Below are 24780 nucleotides of genomic sequence, written 5' to 3' on the forward strand. Positions count from 1 at the left end.
GCTCTAGGCTGCCCGGTTGGCTCGATCGGAGAACTGCTTCACCTCGGCCGTTGCATTCCGCGTGGCTTCGTCGGCCAGCTGCATCGTGAGCTCGGCCATGCGTCGGCTGTTTTCCATGGTCTGCTCCAGATTATCCCGGATGAGCGAGCCCTGAACCGCGACGAAGTCATTCATGGAGCGGCAGCGGGCGAGGGCGTTCATGCCTTCGATGTTTGTCCGCAGACGCTTCTGACATAGCTCGAACCACTCTCGGGAGACGTCCTGCATCCCTCTCGCCAGGGAGATGTTGGCTTCTACCACGGTCCTGACATTGCCCGAGGCCGGCTCGCCGGATGCGCGAGCCTCGCCGTTGGGCCGAGCGTACATTTGCATCGCTTGGCCCGTCGAGCGGCGGGCCAACTCGGAGAACAGCCCGAAGCTGGTCTGTATCGCCTGCTGCATGGTCTGAGCAATGCTCTGAACATTCTCCGTCCCGGTCTTCACGGTCTCGGCCAGGTCTTCGGTCATGCGTTGAACCGTTTCGACCTGATCGCGGGCGCGGCGCGCTTCGAACCGCTTCGTTTCATCGATTGCTGCCATTTCATCCTCCACCTTCTCGGCGACCGCTTCCACCTCATCGTCGCTCAGGACCTTGAGCACGGCCGGGAGAAGCTCCTTTCTGTCATCGCGGATATGCTGCTGAAACACTCTTCTCAGCTCTGCCACCTTGGAGAGAAACTCTCCGGTATTCTTCGGCATAGTCTCCAGCTCCGTCAGGAGCGCATTGGTTTCCTCATTGTCGTCGAGGGCCTGCCGGACGAGATCGTCCATCCCGTGCCGTCGGAGAACCGGCAGGAGGTGCTGCTCCTGCAACGTTGCCAGGAGCCGCAGTTCTTCCTGCAGTTCCGCGAACAGACGCTCGCGGGATTTCACGGCATTGTCGGAGGTGGCGAGAAGCTTTTCGAAGAGATCCCGCGCCTTATCAGGAGGCGTCTGGATAATTTTTCGCATGGTGATGATCCGTTCGCAAAAATTAGATGAAACGCAGCCCTGCGCGGAGCGCAGCCGTCCAGGTGCTGAATGGTGATGGGATGCTAGTGCTGGACACCTAACGGCCAGGGAGCAAATAGGTTCGGCCGTCTCCAGAGCACGAAATGGTCCTGTACGGCGAGGTCTAAGCGGGTGTCTTTTTCCAGAAGCACAATCTGAGCTTCGATCGCCCTGAGCTCACGTTCAAGCTTGGCTGTCCGACGATTCTCGGAGGAAATGGATTTTCTTTTCTTGGCCTTCATCAAGCACTCCATGGTCCGGGCAGCCCGCGGCTTCCTCGAAAGAAGCGGACAGCGTGCGGATGGCCATGTTGGTGCCCCCTGCGATCATTTCATTCTGTCGTTGATGCGAATGATATCGAAGTGCGCCTGTTCGTCTGTCAGGAACCCGACACAAGGAAAGAAATTGTTAACACAGGTTAAAGTGCCGCAGGTCTGCATTCGCAGGAGCCTGTCCGCACGTCCGGCCGCGGCGGAACTCGCACATGGCCGGGATGTTCATGCCTTAGGGTGAAGATCTGCCGTCGGACGCTCGCCCATGAACATCGATAAAGGTCAGCCCTGAGTCGAGGGCCTAGCCTGAATGAGTCCGGAGGGTCGGGTGGTCAAGAGAATACTCCTGATCGTGATGGCCGGCGTGGCTCTTGCGGCGGCAGGCTACTTTTTCATGCTCCGCACACCACGTCAGACACCAGCCCAGCAGACGGCGTCCGCGACGCTGCCAGTCCCCCAGGTCGGCATCATCGTCGCCCGGCCCGCTGAAGTGCCGTATCCGGTGGAATATGCCGGCCGCGTCTCCGGTTTTCGCGACATTGAAGTCCGCGCTCGGGTAGGCGGGCTGCTGCTCAAGCGCGAATTCGAGGAGGGGGCTCGCGTCACACAGGATCAGGTGCTCTTCCGGATCGATCCCGCGCCTTACGAGCTTGCCCAGAGCCGGGCGGAGGCGCAGTTGCAGCAGGCACAAGCGGCCGTCCGTCAGGCCGAGGATAATTTCAATCGGATCGAGCAGCTCGTCCGCCGCGGAGTTTCAACGGAAGCCCAGCTCGAGGACGCCCGCTCCCAGCGGGACCAGGCTCGGGCCGGGGTGCAACTCGGCGAGACCGAGGTTCAGAACGCCAAGCTGAATCTGAGTTACACCACCATCACGGCGCCGGGAACAGGCGTCACGGCGCTGGAATCGCCGCCGGTCGGTGCGCTGGTCCAGGCGCAGCAGACGCTTCTGACCACCATCTCCCAGATCGACCCGGCTTATGTGGTCTTCTCCTTCACGGATGAAGAGGGCAGGGCCTTTCGTGCCCTGAACGAAAAGCGGGAGAAGCCGATCTCCGAGAAGGATCTGACGGTCGAGCTTCAATTCGCCCAGCAGGGCAAATATCCGCAGACCGGCAAAATCGACACCGCGGCCCAGCGGGTCGATCTCCAAACCGGGACGATTCAGGCGCGGGCGGTCTTTCCGAACCCTGACGGCCTGTTGCTGCCGGGCCAGTTCGTCAGGATACGCCTCATCGGCATCACCTTGCCCGATGCCATCGTCGTCCCGCAACAGGCCGTCAGCCAAGGGCCTCAGGGGCCGACGGTCTACGTTGTCGGGGAGAACAACATTGCCCAGGCTCGCCCGATCCGCTTAGGTCCCGAAGTCGCGACTGGCTGGGTCGTGCAGAATGGCCTGAATGGGGGCGAACGGGTCATCGTCGATGGCGTGATCCGCGTCAAGCCGGGCCAGCCTGTCCAGCCCGTGGAGATGGATCCGAAAGCCGCGCAGACGACCGGCTCCCCGGACAGCCCGGTATCCAGCGGGAACCGGCCATGATCTCGAAGTTCTTCATCGACCGCCCGATCTTCGCCTCGGTTCTCTCGATCGCCATCTTGCTCATCGGCCTGATCGCCATGCGGGTTCTGCCGGTTGCGCAATATCCCGAGATCGTGCCTCCTCAGGTCGTCGTTTCGGCCAATTATCCGGGCGCGAGCGCGGAGACGATCGCCGAGACCGTTGCGGCCCCGCTGGAGCAGCAGGTCAATGGGGTCGAGGACATGATTTACATGCAATCGACCTCCACCGGCTCAGGGACCATGAGCCTGTCGGTGTATTTCCAGACCGGAACGGATGCCGACCAGGCGACCATCAACGTCAACAACCGCGTCCAGCGGGCAACCGCCGTCCTGCCCGAGGAGGTGCGGCGGCAGGGCGTGACGGTGACCAAGCGGTCGTCCTCGATCCTTCAGATCGTCGCCATGTCTTCCCCCGATAGGCGGTACGATACGATCTACATCTCCAATTACGCCCTCATCAACGTCATCGACGAGCTTCGCCGCACACCGGGCGTCGGTGATGCATCGCTCTTCGGCGCTTCCGATTACTCCATGCGCATCTGGCTCCGCCCTGACAAGCTGGCACAGTACAATCTGACGCCCGGTGACGTCGCCGCCGCCATCCGCGAGCAGAACGCGCAATTCGCGGCCGGGCGCTTTGCGGAGGAGCCCACGCCGGGGCGGCAGGCCTTCACCTATTCGGTCACGACCCAGGGCCGCTTCGCGGATCCCCGCGAGTTCGAGCAGATCGTCCTGCGCTCGGACGAGAATGGCGGCGCGCTGCGGTTGAAGGACGTCGCGCGTGTCGAGCTCGGCTCGCTGAACTATTCCACCGTGTCGACCCTCAATGGGGCTCCGACGGTGCCGATCGGGATCTATCTTCAGCCCGGCGCCAATGCGCTCAGCGTTTCGGCTGCCGTCGATGCGACGATGAAACGGCTCGCCCAGCGCTTCCCCGACGGGCTGCGCTACGACGTTCCTTACAACACGACGAAATTCATCCAGGTTTCCATCGACGAGGTGGTCAGGACCTTCGCCGAGGCCATCGTGCTCGTCGTGGTCGTGGTCTTCCTCTTCCTGCAGAACTGGCGCGCGACCCTGATCCCGCTGCTTGCGGTTCCGGTCTCCATCATCGGGACTTTTGGCGGCATGTACGTGCTCGGCTTCTCGGTCAATCTCCTTACGCTCTTCGGCCTCATTCTCGCCATCGGCATCGTGGTCGATGATGCCATCATCGTGCTCGAAAATGTCGAGCGCATCATGTCGACCGAGCGCAAGCCGCCGCGGGAGGCTGCCATCCAGGCCATGCAGGAGGTGAGCGGACCGGTGATCGCCGTGGTGCTGGTGCTCTGCGCTGTGTTCATCCCCGTGTCGTTCCTGGGAGGACTCGCTGGAGAGCTCTACCGGCAGTTCGCCGTGACCATCGCGGTATCGGTGGTGATCTCCGGCATCGTGGCGCTCACTTTGACGCCGGCCCTGTGTGCGCTTCTCCTCAAGGAGGGCCACCAGGAGCCCTGGCTGCCGTTCCGGATCTTCAATCGGGGCTTCGATCGGGTGATGCGGACCTTCACCTCGGGCACGGCCTTCTTCCTGCGGCACGCTTTGATCGCCCTCGTTCTGATCGCCGGAATGCTCGGCGCCACCTGGTGGCTGTTCGAGCGCGTGCCGGGCGGTCTCGTCCCGGCGGAGGACCTTGGCAACGTCTTCGTCGTCACAGCGCTGCCGCCCGCTGCCTCCCTCGATCGCACTCTCGACATCACCGCGAAGGTGAGCGAGGAACTCAAGAACAATCCTGCGGTCGCGGACGTCGTGACGATTGCCGGATTCGATCTTCTGTCGGGAGCTCAGAAGACGAATGCCGGCGTATCCTTCGTCACCCTCAAGGACTGGTCGGAGCGAACCGATCCGCGTCTCGACGCGCGCAATCTCGCACCGGCTTTCGCGGCTCTGAACGTCAATTTCCGTGACGGTGTCGTCTTCGGGTTCAATCCGCCGCCGATCACCGGCATGAGCACCACCGGCGGATTCGAGTTCTTCCTGCAGGATCGCTCGGGTGGTTCTCTCGAGAGCCTTTCCCAGGCGGCCCAGCAGGTGGTTCAGGCCGCGCGGCAGCGACCGGAACTCTCAGGCGTCTCCACGACGTTCAACACGAACGTGCCGCAATATCGCATTGATGTCGACCGCGACAAGGCGAAGGCGCTCGGCGTGCCGATCTCGGCCATTTTCGACACGATGCAAAGCACCTTCGGCAGCCTCTACGTCAACGATTTCGGCCTGTTCGGACGGACCTATCGGGTGAGCCTGTCCTCCGAGCCTCAGTTCCGTATGAGCCCGAACGACCTGCAGCACGTGTTCGTCCGGTCCGACAAGGGCACGATGGTTCCGCTCAGCGTCCTCCTTTCCACCACCCGCATCGTCGGGCCGGATGTGGTCGACCGGTTCAATGTGTTCCCCGCCGCCAAGATCCAGGGCAATCCGGCTCCGGGATACTCATCCGGGCAGGCGATCGCCGCGATCGAGCAGATCGTGTCGCAGAACCTGTCCTCCGACTACTCCATCGGCTGGACGGGATCGGCCTATCAGGAACTCCAATCGGCCGGGACGGGGTCTCAGGGGTTCGTCCTGGGCCTCGTGATGGTGTTCCTGATCCTCGCCGCGCAGTACGAGCGGTGGTCCCTGCCGTTCGCGGTCATCACGGCCGTGCCCTTCGCGGTCTTCGGCGCCATCGTGGCGATCTGGCTCCGCGGGATCGAGAACGACATCTATTTCCAGGTCGGGCTTGTCACCCTCATCGGTCTGGCGGCCAAGAACGCGATTCTGATCGTGGAGTTCGCTGCCGAGCGCCACAGGGCAGGGGAAAGCGTCTACGAGGCAGCCCTCGACGCGGCCCGCCTCCGGTTCCGCCCCATCGTCATGACATCTCTCGCCTTCATCCTCGGCGTCGTGCCGCTTGCGGTTTCAACGGGTGCGGGATCCGCAAGCCGCCACTCGGTCGGCACCGGTGTCATCGGCGGCATGCTCGCCGCGACCTTCCTGGCGATTCTGTTCGTGCCCCTGTTCTTCCGTCTGGTGACACGGGAGCGGAAGCCGGCGGACAAGGCGGCGGCCGCGCCCGTCATGCCGGATTCCGCGCCGGCGCGGGAGGTTTGATCGCTACCCGGCCCCTCAGCGCTTGCGCAGCCTCTCGATGGCCTCTTTGTGGGCTGCGGGGTCAACATCGTACTCCGCCGCCAGACGTTGGATCTCAGCCTGTCTTTCCTCTGGTGAAAGCCGAGGATTCAGGCTCGCGACCGCGGCCAGGAAGGAGGCTCCCGCGAAGACCGGGTCGCGACGTCTCGCGGTCTGCTCCCGCTCCTTCTTCAACTCGGCCTGACGCTGCTTATAGGTCTCGAGCGGCCCGAGCGCCCTTAAGGCACGGTTGCGCAGGGCCTGGACCGGAAGGTCATGCTCGCCGGCGATATCCGGCAAGGCCTGTTCGGGATCTTCGCCGGCCATCAGGGCTTCGGCAAGTTCTTCGAGTGCGGATACGAATGGATCCATGGCTGCCCCTTCGATTCTCTATCGTCAACGGATGGTGATCGATCCGGTTCTGAGCAGAGGTGTTGCTCAGGGCCGGGACTGACCAATAATCCCTTCAACCGATTCTCGTCCGCCCGATACCATCAACCTGAACGGAACTCGCAACCATGGCCGAACGGATGCAGGAGCGCCACGATCCCTATCTCTGGCTGGAGGATGTGGAAGGCGAGGAGGCGCTCGCCTGGGTACGTGCCCATAACGAGGTCACGAAGGCGGCTTTGTGTGACGCCGCTTTCGACGCCGACAAACGGGCGCTCTACGAGATCTCGACACGGCCGGACAACATCCCCTTCATCACCAGAAGACGTGGCGAACTCTACAATTTCTGGCAGGATGCCGGGCATGTGCGCGGCCTGTGGCGGCGAACCTCGATGGATGACTATCGCAAGGCGGAGCCGTTCTGGGAGACGGTTCTCGACATCGATGCATTGGCACGCGCCGAGGGAGAGGACTGGGTCTGGAAGGGATGCGGCACGCTCCAGCCCGAGCAGCGCTACGGCTTGGTCAGCCTTTCCCGGGGCGGGGCCGATGCCGTCGAGCTGCGCGAGTTCGATCTCGTCGAGAAGCGTTTCGTGGAGGATGGCTTCGCCCTTCCAGAAGCCAAGGGCGGTGCCACATGGTTCGACAAGGACCAGCTGCTGGTTTCCACGACGCTCGGCGAGAATGCGGCGACCGCTTCCGGCTATCCGCGCACCGTCCGGATTTGGCAGCGTGGTTCGGATTTCCAACAGGCGCCGGTGCTCTTCCAGGGCGAGTTCAACGATATCTACATCTCGGCTTCCGTCGATCTGGAGCCGGGCTTCGAGCGAATCTTCTACCGGCGGCAGATCACGTTCGAGGAGGGGATAAGCTACCTCGCGCAGGAGCAGGGGGACCCCCTGCTCATCGATCTGCCCCTCGATGCCCGCTTCGATGTGGAGAAGGACTGGCTGGTCGTGAAGCTGAAGAGCGATTGGGCTCTTCCGGAGCGCACCTATCCGGCCGATGCGCTCCTGGTGATCAGCTTCTCCCGGTTTATGGCAGGGGACCGCAACTTCGAGATGCTGTTCGATCCTGGTCCCAGGCGCGTGCTCTCAGGCTTCTGGTGGACCAAGTCCCGGCTTGTTCTGACCGTACTGGACAACCTCGCGAGCCAGATCTGGCTCGGCACCCCGGGTACACCCTGGCAGCTGGAACGCCTGCAGGGGCTTCCCGATACCGCAGCTGTGCATGCCATGTCGCTCGATGCCGGGCAGCTCGAACGGACAGATGAATTTCTGCTCTCGATCTCGAGCTTCATCGAGCCTACGAAACTGGCGCTCGTCACCGAGGACAAGCGGATCGAAGTGCTCAAGGAGGCGCCTGCCGCCTTCGACGCTTCAGGCATGGAGGTCACGCGGCACGAAGCCGTTTCGGTCGACGGGGAGCGCGTTCCCTACTACCAGATCGGCTCAAAGGATCAGCAAGGCCCGCGCCCGACTGTGCTTTACGGCTATGGCGGTTTTTCAGTTTCCATGACGCCGGGCTATCTCGGCGGTATCGGAAAGACTTGGCTGGAACGCGGCAATGTCTGGGTTGTCGCCAATATCCGCGGTGGCGGCGAATTCGGGGCCGCGTGGCACAAGGCGGGCATGCGGGAAGGCAAGCGCCTGTCCCATGACGACTTTGCGGCCATCGCCCGGGAGCTGGTGAGGCGCGGCGTCACGACGGAACAGCAGTTGGCGGCTTATGGGGGTTCGAACGGCGGGCTGCTCGTCGGCAATATGCTCACGCGCTATCCGGAACTTTTCGGCGCCATCTGGTGCACGGTGCCGCTCCTCGACATGCGTCGCTATACGCGGCTGCTGGCGGGGCCCAGCTGGGTGGCGGAATACGGCGATCCGGAACGGCCGGAGGATTGGGCCTACATGGCGGGCTTTTCTGCGTACCAGAATCTCGAAGAGGGGCGTTCCTATCCTCCGGTCCTGCTCGTCACATCGAGACGGGATGACCGTGTCCATCCGGGCCATGCCCGCAAGATGGCGGCCAAGCTCGAAGCCATGAAGCAGACGGTCTTCTTCTACGAGCCTGATGATGGCGGGCACGGTGCGGCGAACAAGGAGCAGGCGGCTTTCCTCTCGGCTCTCGGGCTTTCCTTCCTCAGGAAAACTCTCGGCACCTGAGGCCTTCTCCTACTCCCCAGGGGATAACCTGTTGCAGGTGACGAGCGCGTGTGGTCATCGATCTCTTGATATTGCACTCTGCCATGGCCAAATGAGGGGGAAGGAAAGTGCCAGCGGATCAAGGCTTTAAGGCAGATCCTTCCTGTTTCGACCCAAACCTGGCCGGGTCGACCTATATCCCTGAGAGCGATCCCCGAAAACATGTCAGCCTTCCGCGAGTTGAATCCTGGCTCGTGCCAACACGGCAGGCGCATCTATGAACGAGGCTGGAGCAGCGGCGAACGCGCTTCGCCAAACGGAACCGTGAATGTCCAAGAAGTCAAAGAACCTTGTCAGCCTCAACCATCTGCCGGGCATCCTCCTGGCCAGCGAGGCGGAGTGCGAGCGCTGGATCGAAGCAGGGCTCATTCCGGTGGCCGAGCGACGGACGTTCCAGAAACGTGGGCGTACCTTCGAGGCCCCGATGTTCGATCCGGACGTGGTCGCGAAGCTCGCCGGAGAGGTGCCGGCATGGCGGGAGCAGGGCGGCGAGATGCAGAAGAGCGCCTCTCATCCATCCCGACGGGGTGGCGAGCAGCAGCCTCTGGACGATGCCGCTCACCGGCGTCGCCAGAGCATTCTTGCGCCCGTTCGACGAAACACGGGCCTCTACATCGCCGAGGACATCCGCCGCGTCGAAAAAGGTCCGTGGAAGCCGGAGCGGGTTTTCGCGGGCTATCGGGCCGTGTTCAGCAAGCCGATGCAGATCCTGCCGGACAGCGCTCCCATCGACATCGTCATCGAGTACGCCCTCGCCGAGCCTCTCGAAGTGGCCGCGGTGGTGCTCGCACCGGCGCGCGTCGAGCGCACCGAACTCGCAACGGCGTCGGATGCTCTCGAAGCCAGGGTCGTCGAGCTGCGGAATGCGGTCTTCGAGGCCTGCGAGCAGGAACTGACGAGCTGGCGTGACGAGCTCGAGACCTATCTCGACGCCTTCGAAGACGCAAACGAGCGTCAGGCCATCCTCGGCGGCATTCAGGCCGCCATCGAGAAGCTCGACCGCATTCAGGCGTCGGACAAGGGCGGACCGGCTGGAGCAGGGCGCAAACTGCGCCAGAAGCTCGACGACTACCGCTCCAAAGCGGCTGCCAGAAGGCTCCGGCATCTGCGTGAAGCGCAAATTCGCGAAGCCTCAGGTTATGAGCGCTACGCGGCCATCTTTCCCGTCGCCCGCTCCCTCAATCGCCGGTTCCTTTTCCTCGCCGGTCCGACCAACTCCGGCAAGACCCACGAGGCCCTCAGACTGGCCGGTGAGGCCGAGACCGCCGAGATCCTGTCGCCGCTGCGGCTTCTCGCGCTCGAACACTATGAACGCCTGAGCGGGGAAGGCTTCGCGGCCGGCATGGTCACGGGCGAGGAGCGGGTGCTGCCGGAGGGCACGACCCATATCGCCCGCACGATCGAGACGCTGGACCTGCACCGTGTCGTCGATGTCTGCGTGATCGACGAAGTGCAGATGCTGGGCGACCCGAGCCGCGGCTGGGCCTGGACGCAGGCGATGATCGGAGCGCCGGCGAAGCTCGTGGTGCTGACCGGCGCGCCGGAGGCAATCCCCCTCGTCGAGCACCTGCTCGCCATGACCGGTGAGCCGCTGGAGGTGAAGATCCTCAAGCGCAAGGGCAAGCTTCGGTTGGAAGGTGTCCCGGCCAACCTCAACAAGCTCACCCGCGGCGATGCCGTCGTGGCCTTCACCCGCCGCGCGGTGCACGACCTGCGCACGCGCCTCGTTGCGTCGGGTCGCACGGTCGCAACCGTATACGGGGCTCTCGGGCCCGAAGTCCGCCGGGCGGAGGCCGCGCGTTTCCGCAACGGTGAGGCGGAGATTCTCGTGGCGACCGACGCCATCGGCATGGGATTGAATATCGGTCCGCTCAGGAGGGTGGTCTTTTCGACCCTGCGCAAGTTCGACGGCGTGCGCGAGCGTCAGCTCACGGCCATGGAAATCAAACAGATCGCCGGCCGGGCAGGGCGGTTCGGCCACCATGACGAAGGTATGGTAACGGCGCTTCCGGAGGCAGGCGCCTACGCGCAGGTCGAAACCATCGTGCGCAATGCCTTGAATGGCGACGCCGCGAAGCTGCGGGGAAAGGCCTATGTCCGTCCGAACCAGGAGACGGTGCTGTCAGCGAGCGAGGTGCTGCAGACGGACCGCCTCGGCCGCGTGCTTCGCCATCTCTACGACACGCTTGTCGCCGGCCATCCGGATCTGCGCATGGCCGATATGGACGAGATGATCGAGCTGGCGACGCTCCTCGATACGGTGGACATGCCGATCCTCGACCGATTGTCCTACGCGATGGCGCCGGTCGATGGACGCGAGCAGCTGGCGGTCGAACTGCTCCTCGACTGGGCGCGGCAGCACGCTCGCGACGGGCGGGTCGACGCTCCGGATTTCGGCGTGAACGCGGACCTTCTGAAGCTCGAGGCCCGGGTGAAGATCGCGACCAGCTGGCTTTGGCTGGCCCAGCGCTATCCGGACGTCTTCGAGGATGTGGAGGCAGTGGTCGATCTACGTGCAAGCCTCAATGCAAAGATCGAAGAGAAGCTTGTCGCGACGTCCGTATCGCATCGCCGTAAGCCGGACGAAAAGGTCCGACGTGACAGGGGCAAGAAACCGCATAAGCAGAAGAAAAACCGACGCGGCTGGGCCGAAGCCGATGCCGGTGAGGCCGAGCCCCAGCGCGCGAGATGGCAGTAGACCTCAGTCTGCAAGCTCCTGCTCCACGAGCGCCACCCAGAAGGCTACGCCGGTCGGAATCGCGTCGTCGTTGAAATCATACGCCGTGTTGTGATGCAGCGCTCCGTCGACGGCGGGGCCGTTCCCGAGCCAGACATAGGCGCCGGGCGCGGCCTCTCCGAAGAACGCGAAATCGTCTCCGGCCGTCGAAGGCTCGAAATCGGTTACCACCTTTGTACCGCAGACGGACTGCGCAGCCCTGAGTGCGCGCTCTGTTGCATCCGTGTGATTGACGACCGGTGGAATGCGGCGGCGGAATTCGTATGAGACCTCGATGCCGAACATCGCCGCGACGCCTCGCGCCAGCCGCTCGATCTCCGCTTCGAGCTGGTCGCGTACCAGTGCGGAATAGGCCCGTGCGGTTCCGCCGATCTCCACGACATCCGGAATGACGTTGAGCGCCCGCGGATCGCCGGCCTGGATGGAGCAGGCGCTCACCACGGCAGGCTGCAACGGATTGATCACCCGTCCGACGATGGTCTGGAGCGCGGAGAGGAAGTGCCCGCTCGCGGTGATCGGGTCCTTGCCGAGATGGGGCTTGGCTCCGTGGGTACCGACGCCCCTGAACGTCACGAACCACGTATCGGACGAGGCCAGCTGGGGCCCGGCCGTCACCGCCATCTCATCGACCGACAGGCCCGGCATGTTGTGCAGGCCGTAGACTGCATCACAAGGAAAGAGATCGAAAAGCCCGTCCTCGACCATCTTCTTCGCCCCGCCGCGCCCTTCCTCCGCCGGCTGGAAGATGAAATGCACTGTGCCTGAGAAGTTGCGGGTGCGTGCCAGGTGACGGGCCGCTCCGAGCAGCAGGGTTGTGTGCCCGTCATGACCGCACGCATGCATCTTCCCGGCGAATTTCGACTTGTAGGGACGTTCAGCCTGTTCCGGCATGGCGAGCGCGTCCATGTCGGCGCGAAGGCCGATGGCACGCGTGCCGTTTCCCACTCGAAGAGTGCCGACGACGCCTGTCTTCCCCAATCCCCGGTGCACACTCAGGCCAGCCTCTTCCAGAAGCGAAGCGACGATCCCGCTCGTGCGTTCCTCTTCGAAACCCAGCTCCGGGTGGGCATGCAGGTCTTGGCGGAGGCTGCGCAGGAATGATAGGTCCGCCTGGATGAGGTCCGGAAGGGGCATCGTGCTGTCATCCTGATCTGGTCGGTGAGGTGTGTTCGATAGCGCGGCGGCGGCTGGGTCACAATCGTTCAGTGCCGTCAAATTGGAAGATATGAGCCATGGAGCCCCATGATTTCTGGCAGGAGATCCATCCGCCACACACATTCGAGCGGCTGCCGGATGGGGGGCATTGCGGGTTCTTCCCCGCCGAGTTCGAGGACGGGCGGCAGCTGCGCCTTCCCATTCGCGAACTGGCCGATGGGGAGCACGCCCTGGCATCGCTCATCATCAACCAGGCCGGTTTTACCGTCGAAGAGGCTCTATGCGCGAGCCTCGCGGAGAAGGTCCGTGCCTTCGAGCCGGAGGTGGTAATCGGACTGCCCACCCTCGGCCTCACCCTCGCGAGCGGGACGGCGAAGAAGTTGGGGCACGGTCGATACGTGCCGTTCGGGACATCACGCAAGTTCTGGTACCGGGAGGAACTCTCCATGCCGATGAGCTCCATTACCAGTCCCGAGCAGATGAAGCGGCTCTATCTCGATCCCCGCATGCTGCCGCTGATCGAGAACCGGCGGGTGCTGCTCGTGGACGACGTGATCAGCAGCGGACGCTCCATCGGGGCCGCCCTGAAGCTGCTGGAGGCCTGCGGGATCAGCCCGGTCGCCATTGGGGCCGCGATGCTGCAGACGGACGCTTGGCAGGAACCGGTTTCAGCCATCTATTCCCATTCTTTGGACCGGGTGGTGGGTGTGCTTCGAACTCCCCGTCTGAAGCGGTCGCCGACAGGTGGATGGATTCCCGAATAGCCGCCTTCTTTTGCAGATTTTTTGAGCAGAAAGGCGATAAGGTGGGCAGACACCTTGGCCGGAAGGGCTTTCCCGCGCCCGCGGTTGTGTTATTGCCTGTGCCGATAGGGCAGTTTTCGCCCCTGTAAAGGATATCGGCATCCGTATCCTTGGCTTTGAAACAATGAAACCAGGAGAATCTGAGATGGTTGGGCGTTGGCGCAAAGCGATGACGAGCATGGCGTTGGCTCTGGCGGCCTTGTCCGCGTCCCCAGCCATGGCGCAGAACAAGACCCTCACGATCTCCTGGTGGGGCTTCAACGGCGACAAACTTGAAGAGATCATTCTTAAGCCGTTCCGCGCCCAATGCGGCTGCGATCTCGTCTTCGAGACCGGCAACAATGCCGACCGCCTGAACAAGATCAAGATTCGCGGCGGCGGCGGTGTCGATGTCGTCTACCTTACCGACAGCTACTCGCAGCTTGGCATCCAGGAGGGCCTGTTCCAGCCGGTCGATCGCGCGAAGGTCCCCAACATCAACGGCATCTACGACCTTGCCAAGGAGCCGCAGGGCAAGTTCGGCCCGGCTTACACTATCGGCCGCGTCGGAATCATCTATGACAGCGCGAAGGTGTCGGCGCCGATTACCTCCTGGAACGATCTGTGGCGGGATGATCTCAAGCGTCGCGTCTCTCTGCCCGGCATCACCACGACCGCAGGCCCGATGACTGTTCTAGTCGCGGCGAACAAGGCCGGTGTCGATCCGTACAAGGACGAGAGCGCAGCCTTCAAGGCGCTCGAGCAGCTGAAGCCCAATGTGGTGAAGAACTACAATACCGGTTCGGAGCTCGTGAACCTTTTCTCGACCGGCGAGGTCTCCGTCGCCATGGCGCAGGACTTCACCCTCGCTCAGATCCAGGCGGCGGTGCCGACCGTACGCTGGGCGGAGTTGAAGGAGGGTGATTATGCCACCCTCAACACGGTGAACATCGCCAAGGGCGCGGCGAACCCCGATCTGGCGCACCAGTTCATCAACTTCATCCTCGATCCCAAGATCCAGCAGACCCTGGCCGAGCGGGGCGTGGACGCGCCGGTTGCCACCGCCGTGCAGCTGACACCCGAGCAGGCCTCCCGCTGGACCTATGGCCAGAAGATGATCTCCTCGCTCAAGCGTCTCGATTACGAAAAGCTGAATGCGGCCAAGAACGATTGGCTCGATGCCTGGAGCGAGGTTTTCGGGAAGTAATCCTGCCATCATGACATCAAGACATTTCTGGCGCCCGAGCGGCGCACCCGGGTGGGCGCTGACCGCGCCCGCCACGCTCGCCGTGATCGGGTTCCTGATCGTGCCGATCGGCGCCGTGATCGCAGGAACCTTCATGGATCCGCGTGGGGTCTTCGCCCCCTACATCTCCTATTTCAATAGCGGCTTCCGCACGACGGTCCTTTTCCGGACGCTCCAGATTTCGGCGCTGACGACGATCATCTCCCTGATCTTCGGCTTCATGACGGCCTATGTGGTCTCGCGGGCGCCGGGCAAGGTGAAGAGCCTGCTCATCGTCGCGGCGGTCTTTCCGCTCCTCACGGGCGTCGTGGTCCGCGCCTTCGCGTGGCTCATTATTCTGGGCCGCAACGGCATCCTGAACCAAGCCCTTCTGGCGCTCGGCATCGTCAACGAGCCGCTTGAGATGCTCTATACGCAGGGCGCCGTCATTGTCGGCATGGTCTATCTCTTCGTGCCGCTCATGGTTCTGTCCCTGGTGGGCGTCCTGGAGAACATCTCCAAGGACGTGCTGCAGGCCTCCTCGTCCCTCGGCGCTTCGCCCGTGGCGACCTTCTGGCAGGTTCTGCTGCCACTCGCGGTGCCGGGCCTCATCGTCGGTGCCGTGCTGGTCTTCACCGGCAGCTTCACGGCCTACGCCACCCCGCAGCTTCTGGGCGGAGAACGCCAGACCGTCCTTGCGACGCTGCTGCAGCAGCGCGCCATGGTGTCCTTCGACTGGGTCGGTGCCTCGACCATCGCGGCAATCATGACGGTGATCACCATCACCATCGTTCTCGCCATGAGCCACATCGCCCGCCGCATCAACCCCATGGCTACGTGATGTCCGACAGACCTCATCCCATCCTCATCGCCGTGGCGGCACTGGTCTATCTGTTCCTGATGGTGCCGCTCGTGATCGTGGTCGGTGCCGCGCTCAGCGACACGACCTATCTGACCTTCCCGCCGCAGGGGCTTTCGCTGCGCTGGTTCTACAACATATTCGAGATCAGCGCCTTTCGGCGGACCATCGTCACCAGCCTGCAGATCGCCTTCCTGGGAACGACGATCGCGCTTCTGATCGGCATTCCGGCCGCCTATGCTCTCAACCGTTTCCGGGTCGAGCTGCCGAAATGGCTCGGCACCTTGTTCGTGCTGCCGATCCTCGTGCCTGAGATCGTATTCGGCTTCGCGCTGCTGAAGTCGCTGACGGTGGGGGTGGGGGCGCCGATTTTCCTGGCGCTCCTTGTCGGCCATACTCTGATCGTTCTGCCCTATGTGGTGCGGGTGATCAGCGCCAGTCTCGCGTCCTTCGACTTTTCCATCGAGGAGGCGGCGATCAGCTTGGGCAGTGCGCCGCTGAAGACCTTCTTCACCATCGTTCTGCCGAACGTCCGGGGAGGGGTGATCGCGGCGTTCATCCTCGCCTTCATCACCTCGCTCAACGACGTATCGGTGTCGCTTTTCCTCACCGGACCGGGCGTCAGCACCCTGCCGATCCAGATCCTGGCGCATGTGGAGCAGTTCTTCGATCCGACCGTCGCTTCCGTCTCCGTCCTCCTGATGTTCCTCACCGTGGCCGTGATGGCCATCGTCGAGCGAACCCTCGGCCTCACCTTTCTTGCGAAGTAATTGTCCGTGACACAGCCTCTCGATATCAACGCCGTTTCCGCCCATTACGGAACGACCAAGGTTCTCGAAGACCTCTCGCTCTCGGTCCAAGCCGGCGAACTCGTCTCGCTTCTCGGCGCCAGCGGCTGCGGCAAGACCACCACGTTGCGTCTCATCGCAGGGTTCCTTTCCCCAACCAGCGGGTCGATTTCCCTGGGCGGACGTGACCTGACCCGGCTGCCGACCCACAAGCGCGACATCGGCCTCGTTTTCCAGAACTACGCGCTGTTCCCGCACCTTTCCGTTCTGGACAACGTCGCCTTCGGGCTGAAGCAGCGGGGCATTGCCCCGGAGGAGCGCCGCAAGCGGGCCCTCGCCATGCTGGAGCGCGTCGGCCTCTCAGCCCTGGCGGATCGCGCGCCGGGAGCACTCTCGGGTGGGCAGAAGCAGCGCGTGGCACTGGCCCGGGCGCTTGTGATCGAGCCGCCGCTGCTGATGTTCGACGAGCCGCTCTCCAATCTCGATGCCAAGCTCAGGGTCGACATGCGTGTCGAAATCCGCCAATTGCAGCGGGCCAATGGCACCACCTCGGTCTATGTCACGCACGACCAGGAGGAGGCGTTCTCGATTTCAGACCGCGTTGCCATCATGAATGCCGGGCGGCTGATGCAGTTCGACCGGCCGGAGGTGCTGTATCGACGTCCGGCCAACACCTTCGTGGCCCGCTTCGTCGGCTTCGAGAACATTATCCCGTTCAAGACGGTGGAGCGGGATGGCGATACGGTGACGGCAGAGGCTGCCGGAATGCGGTTGCGCCTCTCTCAGAGCCTGTTCGGCTCCATTCCCGACACGTTCCTGCTGGCCACGCGGCCGGATGGTCTGATGGTCTCGCCGGATGTGGCCGCCGAGGGACTGCCGGCTCGACTGGGCCTGAGAACTTATCTCGGTCGCGCTTATCAGTACCAATGCGAGACGGCCGCCGGCAACCTCGTCGCGAATGGCAGCCTCACGAACCCGCTGAAATCGGGCGCCACCGTGAAGCTCGTGCCCGTGCCGGAGCAATGCACCATTCTGGCTTCCGAGGAAGACTGACATGGCTGCGATCATCATTCAGAACGCCTGCCTGCTCCCGATCGACGAGACGATGAGCGTCATCGATCGAGGATGGGTGCATATCGAAGGCAGCACGATCCAGGCTGTCGGTTCCGGCGAACCGCCGCTGGTCGAAGGAGCCGAGATCATCGACGTCGAGGGCGATGTGATCATGCCCGGCATGGTCAATCCCCATGCTCATCTGGCGATGACCCTGTTCCGGGGCCTCGGCGAGGATGTGGACGACCGGCTGTTCCGGTACGTGCTGCCCATGGAGCGCAAGTTCGTCTCTCCGGAAATGGTGCGCGTGGGAACGCTCCTCGGTGCGCTCGAATCCATCGAGGCAGGCGTCACCACCATCGCCGACATGTACTATTACGAGACGGAGGTCGGGCGAGCCCTGGATCAGGCAGGTTTGCGCGGCGTAGTCGGCCAGACCCTCGCGACCTTCGACCCTCCGGATCACAAGACCATCGATGATGGCTTCGCGCTCGTTGAGGAACTCGTCTCCGAGTTTTCAGGCCATGAGCGGATCGTTCCATCCATTGCGCCCCACGCTCCATACTCGACCGATATTGAGATCATGGCTCGCGTGGCCCGCTGGGCCGAGGCTCATCCGGGCGTTCCGGTGCAGCTCCATCTCGCCGAGATGGACAGCGAGATGGAATGGTGCCGCAAGAACCATGGCCTACGACCCGTGGCCGTGGTCGAGAAGGCGGGACTTCTGCGTCCCGGCCTGATCGCGGCCCATTGCCTGCACATCGATCCGTTCGAGATCGAGCGGATGGCGAAGGCGGATGTGCGGGTGGCCCACAATGCCCGCTCGAACGCGAAGGCGGGACGCGGCATCGCGCCCATCGAGGCGATGCGCGCCGCCGGCATTAAGGTCGGTATCGCCACCGATGGGCCGATGAGCGGCAACACCCTCGACCTGTTCAGCCAGTTCGGCCCGGTCTCCATGTTCCAGAAGCTTCTCGGCCACAGCCGCAAGCCCATGCCGGCCGCCCAAGTAATCCGCATGGCGACGCTGGAAGGCGCGCAGGTGCTGGGGCTCGACAGGCGCATCGGCTCGCTCGAGCCGGGCAAGCAGGCGGACCTGATCCGGATCGACCTGTCGGCGCCGCGCCTGCAGCCCGTCTACGACATCTACGCCACGCTCGTGTTCTCCGCGATGCCCGCCGACGTACAGGACGTAATGGTCGGCGGCCGCTGGATCATGCGGAGCCGCCAGGTGGAAAGCCTGGAGCGCAAGAAGATCCTGCGCGATGCGGGCCAGATCGCGATGACGTTCAAGGCCGAGATGGCCAGGATCGACGCCGCAGGCTAGAGCATTTTTCGGCGAAGTGGACCCGGTTCGCCGTTAAAAATGCGGCGTGGCAATGAAGAGAGCTGTTTCCACGCAGGTGGAAGCAGCTCTAATGCTACCAGACGACCGGGTGCGTCTGCCCGGTCGCCACATTCACGAAACCCTGCGGAGCGGCCTCGCACGGCGCGACCAGAACCCAGCGCCAGGGGGCGCAGGTGAGTGTCGCGAATTGCAGCCGCTCCGGAAAACCCGGATACCAGCGAGGCGAGAATGTCGGCTCGTAGAGCCAATCGATCTTTTCCGCTGCCGCATAGAGTTGCTGCATCTCGGAATCGAGCTGTTCTGCCGTGCGCTGGGTCATCAATCCACCTATCTCGTAGCGCACCTCCGCCAGAACCTTGCCGCCGCTGACGAGAACCCAGCCGCCGCCAATCTCCGCCACTCGGTTTGCCACCATGGCCATGGCTTCGTCCGAAGAGCCGACGATCCAGAGATTGTGCTTGTCGTGAGCGACCGTGCAGCCGACGGCGGTGTCGGGTGTCTTCGGACCGCAGCCGAGCCAGAACATGCGGGAGGTTTTTCCCTCGCCCGAGAAGCGGTCGACGATGGCGAATTTCGTGACGTTCCGCGCCGGATCACGATGAACCTCGCCGTTCTTCGCGGGTAGTTCCATGGTGATGAAATCGTCGTGCCAGTGGAAGGGGCGCAGCAGGGCGGCCTGCATCGTGCTACGACCGGGCTCTGCCGGGATGGCGAAATCCCGAGGTTCTATCCTGCGCCGGATGTCCACGGTCTTCGAAGCCCATTCCGGCCAGTCGATGGAAGGCAGCGGCCCGATATAGTCCGCTCCCTTGGACACGGGCTGTCCATCCGCCCAGACCTCGACAATTGAGAGCGTTCCCACGTCGTCGAGGAGCACAATGTCCGCAAAGCGGCCGGGCGCGATGCTGCCGACCCATGGCGTGAGACGCATGTGGCGGGCTGGGTTGATGGTCACGCATTGAATCGCGATCTCGGGAGTGAGGTCCGACTCGATCGCGAGGCGGACATTGTGATCCGTCGCCCCCATCCGCAGCGTGTCCGACGCACTGCGGTCGTCCGTGGCGAAGGCTACCTGCGACCAATCGGAGAGGTCACGCTGAATCAGACCGGCGATGATCTCCGGCATCGAGTGAGGCCTGATCTCGATGAAGATGCCGTGACGCAGCTTGTCCCAGACCTCCTCGGCCGTCCAACCCTCGTGGTCCGAGGCGAGCCCGGCGGCCGCGAAGGCATTGATGGAGTTCAGATCGCGCAGCCCCGCGCCGTGCCCCTCCACCACGCCACGCTTCTCGAATGTGGCTTGGATCATGCCCCAGAGCCGCCTGTGCGATGGGTTTTCCGGATTCCACACGGCAGGCCAGTCCATGACTTCATCGAGACCGGCGACCATGAGGCTCTCTTTCAGGAAGCCGGCCTGTTCATCGTATCCATAGTACCCGCCGCCCCATTCGTAGGCGGTCGGCGGAACGGCCGATCCCGGTAGAGGGAAGATCTTCATCGGGGACCCGTGCCGCCGGGCGGTAAGCCAGAAATCGAGATTGTGCGGGCCGTCCACATTCGAAAATTCGTGGCTCGCCTCGCACGTCCAGGTATTGCCGCGCGGCAGAACGAGAGCCGCCTCGTATTCAGGCGTGAGGTGCGAACTCTCGATATGCTTGTGCACCTCGCCGAATCCGGGAACGGCCGCAAGATCGGCCCTGTCTGCTCGGGCGACGGCTGTCCCTGGGAACGTTCCGGCAGGTCCAGTCCAGGCAATGCGGCGGCCGCGGATGGCGATCTCCTGGTCCTCCAGCCATGTGCGTGTATGAACGTCGAGCAGACGTCCGACCCGCAACAGCATATCGGCCGGTCGCTTGCCGAGACCCACCAGCACGAGGTCCTGCCGGATGCGGACCTCGTCCTCGGCATTCACCAGGAGATCGTCGGGAATCGAGGTTGGTTGGGTCACGGTGCACCTGTAGCTATGGTCAAATTCGGTCCGGTGTCGGATAAGCAGCAGCACGGACTCACCGCAAGGTTTCTAGCCTCGTCATGCCTCACGTAAAACCCCGACAAATCGTCATCGATACGGATCCCGGGATCGACGACGCCATCGGCATTCTGCTCGCGCTGGCTTCACCCGAGTTCTCGATTGCGGGAATCACCACCGTTGCCGGGAACATCGGCATCGACACGACGACACGCAACGCGGGCCGGTTGCTCGCCTTTGCCGGCCGGCATGACGTTCCAGTGTTCACGGGCGCGTCGGCGCCGCTGTCCCGTCCGGGTCCCGAGCCCTTGAATCTGCACGGCAAGGACGGTATCGGCGGGGTCGATCTGCCCGCTCCCGTGCGGCAGCCGGAGGGCCGACCCGCAGTCGAATGGCTGGCGCAATTTCTGCTCAGCGAGCCGGCCGGCAAGGTCGACATCTTCGCTCTTGGGCCGCTCACGAATATCGCGCGTCTCATCCTCGACAATCCCGAGGCCGCCAAGCGCATTGGCCGGATCATCGCTATGGGAGGCGTGGTTTACGAGGCCGGTAATGTTGGTCCTCGCGCCGAGTTCAATCTCTGGGCCGATCCGGAGGCAGCGGATGTCGTCGTGAGATCGGGGCTTCCGCTCGTGCTCGTGCCGCTGGATGTGACACGCCGGGTTCGTGCCACAAGGGAATTCATCGCAACGCTTTCGGCCTCAGGCAAACCTCTCGCCTCGATGGTCGCCGATCTGATCGAGTCCTATTTCGAGACTTCGACCCATCAGGAAAGCCGTCCGCTTCACGATCCCTGCGTGATGCTGTTCGCACTGGCACCGGAACTGTTCCGGCTGGAGGATCTGCGCCTGAGCGTCAGCACCGGACCCTCCGCGGATGCGGGTGCGTTGACGGTCGACGAGAGCGGAACACCGGTTCAAGTCGCCACGGGTGTCGACGGTCCGGCCGCTCTCGATCTCCTCGCCAGGACGTTGGCGTCCTTTTGAGGCACGACCCATTTCGGGAGAGCGCAATGCAAAATGAACCACCCAAGCCGGAACTGGACGAGGAAACCATCGCCTTTGCACAGCGGGTGTTCCAGCACGCCAGGGCAGGGCAGGCGCAGGAGCTCGGGGACTTGTTGAGCATGGGGCTGCCGCCGAACCTGAGGAACGAGAAGGGCGACTCGCTCCTGATGCTCGCGAGCTATCACGGGCATGTCGACACCGTGCGGGCACTCCTGTCGCATGGGGCGGATCCGGAACTCGCCAACGATCGCGGACAGACTCCATTGGCAGGCGCTGCCTTCAAAGGCGACATGGCGACGGTTCAGTGCCTTCTGGACGGGGGTGCGGACGCCAACGGTCGTAGCGAGGGGGGAAAGACCCCACTCATGATCGCCGCCATGTTCAACCGCAGCGAGATCGTCGAGGAGCTTCTTGCGAGGGGGGCTGATCTCACGGCGCGGGATGCGGGCGGCCTCACGGCCGAGGCATTGGCTGGTGCGATGGGAGCAGCCGACACGGCGGCTCTGCTTGCCAAGGCCGCGCGGAATTCCTGAGATCAGGCAAGGCTCGATGGCTTGTGGGCCGTCAGGAGACCATAAACCATCGAGCCTGTCGTATAGGCCAGCCAGATGCGAGGAAGGCTCAAGGCGAAGACGCGGTTCCTGGAATGCGCATTGAGCAAATAGCGCCGATATTCTGCCCGAGTGAGGAGCTTTCTCGCTACGCGTCCGCTGCAGAGCGTCCAGGTGCGTTTCACTTTTGCGCTTAAGTTCTCGATTCCATCAACCTTGAACCCGGCCTTTTCGGCCCAATCGCGATATTCCGGAACTGTCCCCAACCCAGCCAGGCGGCCCTCGCGGCAGATCGGCTCGAGGAGAAGGCGCTCCTCCCATGCTCCGGCTTTTTCCCGGGCGAGCCAAGCATAGACGGCAAGCCGCCCGCCGGGCCGAAGGGTGCGGTAGGCCTCGTCGAAGAAGCGCTGCTTGTCGGGCATATGTTCGGAACTCTCGATGGCGTACACATGATCGAAGATGCCGTCCGGGAACGTATTCGCGAGCCAGTCCTGACGTATGAAATGGAGCAGGGGAGATTGGGCCGCGCGCTTCTCCGCCTGCCTGAGCTGCGCGGACGAAAGGGTCACACCGGTGACGTGTGTGCCGTATTGCGCGGCAAGCCATTCAGCCGTCGCGCCGTATCCGCAGCCGATGTCGCAGACGTGCTGTCCGGTCTCAAGCGCCAATGTGTCGGCCAGATGAGCGATCAGGCCTTCAACCGCTTGATCCGGGGTTTCCAATCCCGTCGCCCAGAGACCATGGTGAACGTGCTCGCCCCAGATCTCGCGGTAGAACGGATCGAGCTCGTCGTAATGGTCTGCAACAGAAGCCGGTGTCTGAGGCTCCCTGGGAACGATCATGATGCAAAAAGCACTCTGTTCATGGAGGCCTCCTGCACGCGGGTCAGCGACGTGACATGGCGCATAGCGGCAGGCCAGATGCGGGAGAGATGAAAGACCGCGCCTTGGCCGGCCGCGTGTCGCACGGCGTGGTTCAGGACGGATGCCAGCCGGATCGAGCGGCGGATATCTGATCCGATCCGGTGGTGGAAGATTGAAGCTGCTGGACCGTGTTCGAGAAAAATCGAAGCTGCAAGGCAGCCGCTGTGCAGCGCGATCGACATGCCCTCGCCAGTGAAGGAAGGAATGACGCCCATCTGGTCGCCAAGCCGAAACAGACCTTGGGGTTCGTCCGGAACCGGCCTGTGCAGAAAGCCGTAGGGAATTTGGAAGATCGACAACGGGCGCTTGAGGAGGGGCACGGCGCTCTGCAGACGTCCACTGAGATGCGGGCATTCGTCGAGGATGGAGCTAAGAAGGCTGTCCCAGCTCTTCCCGACCTGTTCAAAGCGCTGCCGGGAAACGACGAGGCAGAGATTGGCGATTTCCCGCTCGACCATCTGAAGCCCGGCATAGCCGCCGCGGAAGAGCGCCACTTCGACAGCCCCGTCGAGGGCCTGCCGTTCCCTCTTCGCCAAACGATACTGCAATTTGAAGCCGATGAGGTCGTTCGTAGAGCCGAGCGACGCCCGCTTGACCCCTCTGACATCATGCTTGCCGGTCGCCAGGAAGACGCTGTCGGCCGCCATTGAACCGTCCTGTCCCATGTCGATGGCGATCTGCGTCCGGTCGGCGGAAATCGACCTCGCGGCCTGACCTCGAATGATCCGAGCTCCGCGGCCCTCGGCCTGCTGCAGCAGAGCTTCATCCAAAACCCTGCGGGACAACCCTCGGCCGACAAAGGGCAGGCCGACTTCGATCAGTTTGCGGTCCCGAACAAGGCGCAGGCGCGAGATCCGGCTCGCTCCGAGAGCATCGAGGTCGACTCCAAGATGGACCAGATAGGTTTGAGCCTCGATGCTCAGGAACTCGCCGCAGACCTTATCCCGAGCTGCCGCATCACGTTCGATCACCAGGACGGAACGACCGGCGTCGGCGAGCATGCAAGCGGCCGATGCACCGGCAAGTCCGCCGCCGATGACAACGACCTCCTCCTTGCATCTCCGTCTCATTTCAATCGGCTCACGCAGAGGCGGAAGGACGGATACCAGCGGATCCGGGCTGCTCCAGGGGCGAGACCGGCCGAAGTCAGGATCGACTCCCAATCCTTCCGGCGGAAGCTGCGGGCAATCGAGATCGGCCCATCGTGCCGGACGAAACGATGCCATCTGGCCGCCCAGGAAAGTGCCCGGAAGAAATGGAACGGGACAGGGTGGCGGTAAAGGTCGGCGATGAACCAGCCGCGCGTCGCAACGCGCTCCATCCATCGGACAAAGTCCGCCACCTCGGCATTGGTCATGTGATGTGTCGTCTGCGAACAGAGGATGAAGTCGATAGGATGACCCGGTTTGAAGTCGAAGACGTTCCCAGTTCTGAAATCTATGGGGACATCGGGGGCGGTCGCGCCGCGGGCAATCGGCTCGCTCATAGGGTTGAGATCGACACCGATGAGGTCGACTGGCCTGTTGCGTCGGCGACTCCAGTCATGGATCCGCCGCAGCAGGTCGCCGTAGCCGTAGCCGACGTCGAGGATCGTCACGCGCTCATGCGGATCCAGCCGACGGGTCGCCCGGTCGAGCCATTGCAGCACCGGACCGTGCGTCATGGTCACGACATTGACCATAGCCAGATCCTTCAGGCAGGCGCGGTAGTCCTCCAGGCTGACGGGCTCGGTGTCCATCCACTCCGTCTCGGGACTTCGACTGGCAAAACTCCGGGCCATGACAGCC

The 24780-nt window shown here is 63.2% G+C and carries 20 protein-coding genes; 12 read left to right on the plus strand and 8 right to left on the minus strand.

Translation table 11 applies throughout. The features are described 5' to 3' along the window. Positions 1-3 precede the first annotated feature (3 nt). Together DDF70_RS14545 and DDF70_RS38750 are read right to left on the minus strand one after the other, a co-directional pair. Complete coding sequence (locus DDF70_RS14545; protein ID WP_114945577.1) at positions 4-990, minus strand: phasin family protein; 987 nt, start codon at positions 988-990, stop codon at positions 4-6. A gap of 222 nt (positions 991-1212) precedes the next feature. Continuing rightward, positions 1213-1338: a hypothetical protein gene (locus DDF70_RS38750; RefSeq protein WP_281024365.1), complete on the minus strand. Its 126-nt coding sequence runs from the start codon at positions 1336-1338 to the stop codon at positions 1213-1215. A gap of 291 nt (positions 1339-1629) precedes the next feature. On the opposite strand from DDF70_RS38750, the gene DDF70_RS14555 reads away from it, so the two are divergent. Beyond that, positions 1630-2838: an efflux RND transporter periplasmic adaptor subunit gene (locus DDF70_RS14555; protein ID WP_114945578.1), complete on the plus strand. Its 1209-nt coding sequence runs from the start codon at positions 1630-1632 to the stop codon at positions 2836-2838. After that, on the plus strand, positions 2838-5987 hold the full coding sequence (locus DDF70_RS14560) for an efflux RND transporter permease subunit (RefSeq protein ID WP_114945646.1): 3150 nt from the start codon (positions 2838-2840) through the stop codon (positions 5985-5987). Before DDF70_RS14555 ends, DDF70_RS14560 begins: the two co-directional genes overlap by 1 nt. 15 nt (positions 5988-6002) lie before the next feature. On the opposite strand, the gene DDF70_RS14565 is transcribed toward DDF70_RS14560, so the two are convergent. After that, positions 6003-6377 carry a hypothetical protein gene (locus DDF70_RS14565; protein ID WP_114945579.1) on the minus strand — a complete coding sequence of 125 codons (375 nt, stop codon included), beginning with the start codon at positions 6375-6377 and terminating at the stop codon, positions 6003-6005. A gap of 146 nt (positions 6378-6523) precedes the next feature. Between DDF70_RS14565 and DDF70_RS14570 the strand changes: the two genes are divergently transcribed. Together DDF70_RS14570 and DDF70_RS14575 are read left to right on the plus strand one after the other, a co-directional pair. Beyond that, positions 6524-8557, plus strand: coding sequence for a prolyl oligopeptidase family serine peptidase (locus tag DDF70_RS14570; protein WP_114945580.1), 2034 nt, complete (start codon positions 6524-6526; stop codon positions 8555-8557). A gap of 307 nt (positions 8558-8864) precedes the next feature. Then, positions 8865-11294 carry a helicase-related protein gene (locus tag DDF70_RS14575; protein ID WP_114945581.1) on the plus strand — a complete coding sequence of 810 codons (2430 nt, stop codon included), beginning with the start codon at positions 8865-8867 and terminating at the stop codon, positions 11292-11294. A 3-nt stretch (positions 11295-11297) separates the two neighbouring features. On the opposite strand, the gene DDF70_RS14580 is transcribed toward DDF70_RS14575, so the two are convergent. Next, entirely contained in the window at positions 11298-12467 is a 1170-nt protein-coding gene (locus tag DDF70_RS14580; protein ID WP_114945582.1) for a M20 aminoacylase family protein, read from the minus strand. A gap of 98 nt (positions 12468-12565) precedes the next feature. Between DDF70_RS14580 and DDF70_RS14585 the strand changes: the two genes are divergently transcribed. The 6 genes from DDF70_RS14585 to DDF70_RS14610 all read left to right on the plus strand — a co-directional run bounded on the left by DDF70_RS14585 (position 12566) and on the right by DDF70_RS14610 (position 18522). Next, positions 12566-13252, plus strand: coding sequence for a phosphoribosyltransferase (locus DDF70_RS14585; protein ID WP_114945583.1), 687 nt, complete (start codon positions 12566-12568; stop codon positions 13250-13252). A 184-nt stretch (positions 13253-13436) separates the two neighbouring features. Beyond that, the gene (locus DDF70_RS14590; protein WP_114945584.1) at positions 13437-14477 is read left to right on the plus strand and encodes an ABC transporter substrate-binding protein; all 1041 of its coding nucleotides are present in this window, start codon (positions 13437-13439) and stop codon (positions 14475-14477) included. A 10-nt stretch (positions 14478-14487) separates the two neighbouring features. Then, positions 14488-15336: an ABC transporter permease gene (locus DDF70_RS14595; RefSeq protein WP_114945585.1), complete on the plus strand. Its 849-nt coding sequence runs from the start codon at positions 14488-14490 to the stop codon at positions 15334-15336. Further along, positions 15333-16124, plus strand: coding sequence for an ABC transporter permease (locus DDF70_RS14600; protein WP_114945586.1), 792 nt, complete (start codon positions 15333-15335; stop codon positions 16122-16124). Before DDF70_RS14595 ends, DDF70_RS14600 begins: the two co-directional genes overlap by 4 nt. Positions 16125-16130: 6 nt before the next feature. Further along, positions 16131-17195: an ABC transporter ATP-binding protein gene (locus tag DDF70_RS14605; protein WP_114945647.1), complete on the plus strand. Its 1065-nt coding sequence runs from the start codon at positions 16131-16133 to the stop codon at positions 17193-17195. A gap of 1 nt (position 17196) precedes the next feature. Beyond that, the gene (locus tag DDF70_RS14610; protein ID WP_114945587.1) at positions 17197-18522 is read left to right on the plus strand and encodes an amidohydrolase family protein; all 1326 of its coding nucleotides are present in this window, start codon (positions 17197-17199) and stop codon (positions 18520-18522) included. Positions 18523-18616: 94 nt separating this feature from the next. On the opposite strand, the gene DDF70_RS14615 is transcribed toward DDF70_RS14610, so the two are convergent. Then, positions 18617-20491: an adenine deaminase gene (locus tag DDF70_RS14615; RefSeq protein WP_114945648.1), complete on the minus strand. Its 1875-nt coding sequence runs from the start codon at positions 20489-20491 to the stop codon at positions 18617-18619. 83 nt (positions 20492-20574) lie between these two features. On the opposite strand from DDF70_RS14615, the gene DDF70_RS14620 reads away from it, so the two are divergent. Both DDF70_RS14620 and DDF70_RS14625 read left to right on the plus strand, forming a co-directional pair. Then, positions 20575-21498 (plus strand): nucleoside hydrolase, encoded by a 924-nt coding sequence (locus DDF70_RS14620; RefSeq protein ID WP_114945588.1) that lies wholly within the window; start codon positions 20575-20577, stop codon positions 21496-21498. A gap of 26 nt (positions 21499-21524) precedes the next feature. Then, the gene (locus tag DDF70_RS14625) at positions 21525-22052 is read left to right on the plus strand and encodes an ankyrin repeat domain-containing protein (protein WP_114945589.1); all 528 of its coding nucleotides are present in this window, start codon (positions 21525-21527) and stop codon (positions 22050-22052) included. A gap of 2 nt (positions 22053-22054) precedes the next feature. Here DDF70_RS14625 and DDF70_RS14630 read toward each other — a convergent pair whose 3' ends face one another. From DDF70_RS14630 to DDF70_RS14640, 3 genes are read right to left on the minus strand one after another with little or no spacing between them, the layout of a single operon-like run. Next, positions 22055-22912, minus strand: coding sequence for an SAM-dependent methyltransferase (locus tag DDF70_RS14630; protein ID WP_114945590.1), 858 nt, complete (start codon positions 22910-22912; stop codon positions 22055-22057). Continuing rightward, on the minus strand, positions 22909-24063 hold the full coding sequence (locus DDF70_RS14635; RefSeq protein WP_114945591.1) for an NAD(P)/FAD-dependent oxidoreductase: 1155 nt from the start codon (positions 24061-24063) through the stop codon (positions 22909-22911). The genes DDF70_RS14630 and DDF70_RS14635 overlap by 4 nt, the downstream gene beginning before the upstream one ends. Then, entirely contained in the window at positions 24060-24773 is a 714-nt protein-coding gene (locus DDF70_RS14640; protein WP_114945592.1) for a methyltransferase domain-containing protein, read from the minus strand. The genes DDF70_RS14635 and DDF70_RS14640 overlap by 4 nt, the downstream gene beginning before the upstream one ends. Between the last annotated feature and the right edge of the window lie 7 nt (positions 24774-24780).

Origin of the sequence: Microvirga calopogonii, assembly GCF_003347665.1 — a bacterium.
Taxonomy (GTDB): Bacteria; Pseudomonadota; Alphaproteobacteria; order Rhizobiales; family Beijerinckiaceae; genus Microvirga; species Microvirga calopogonii.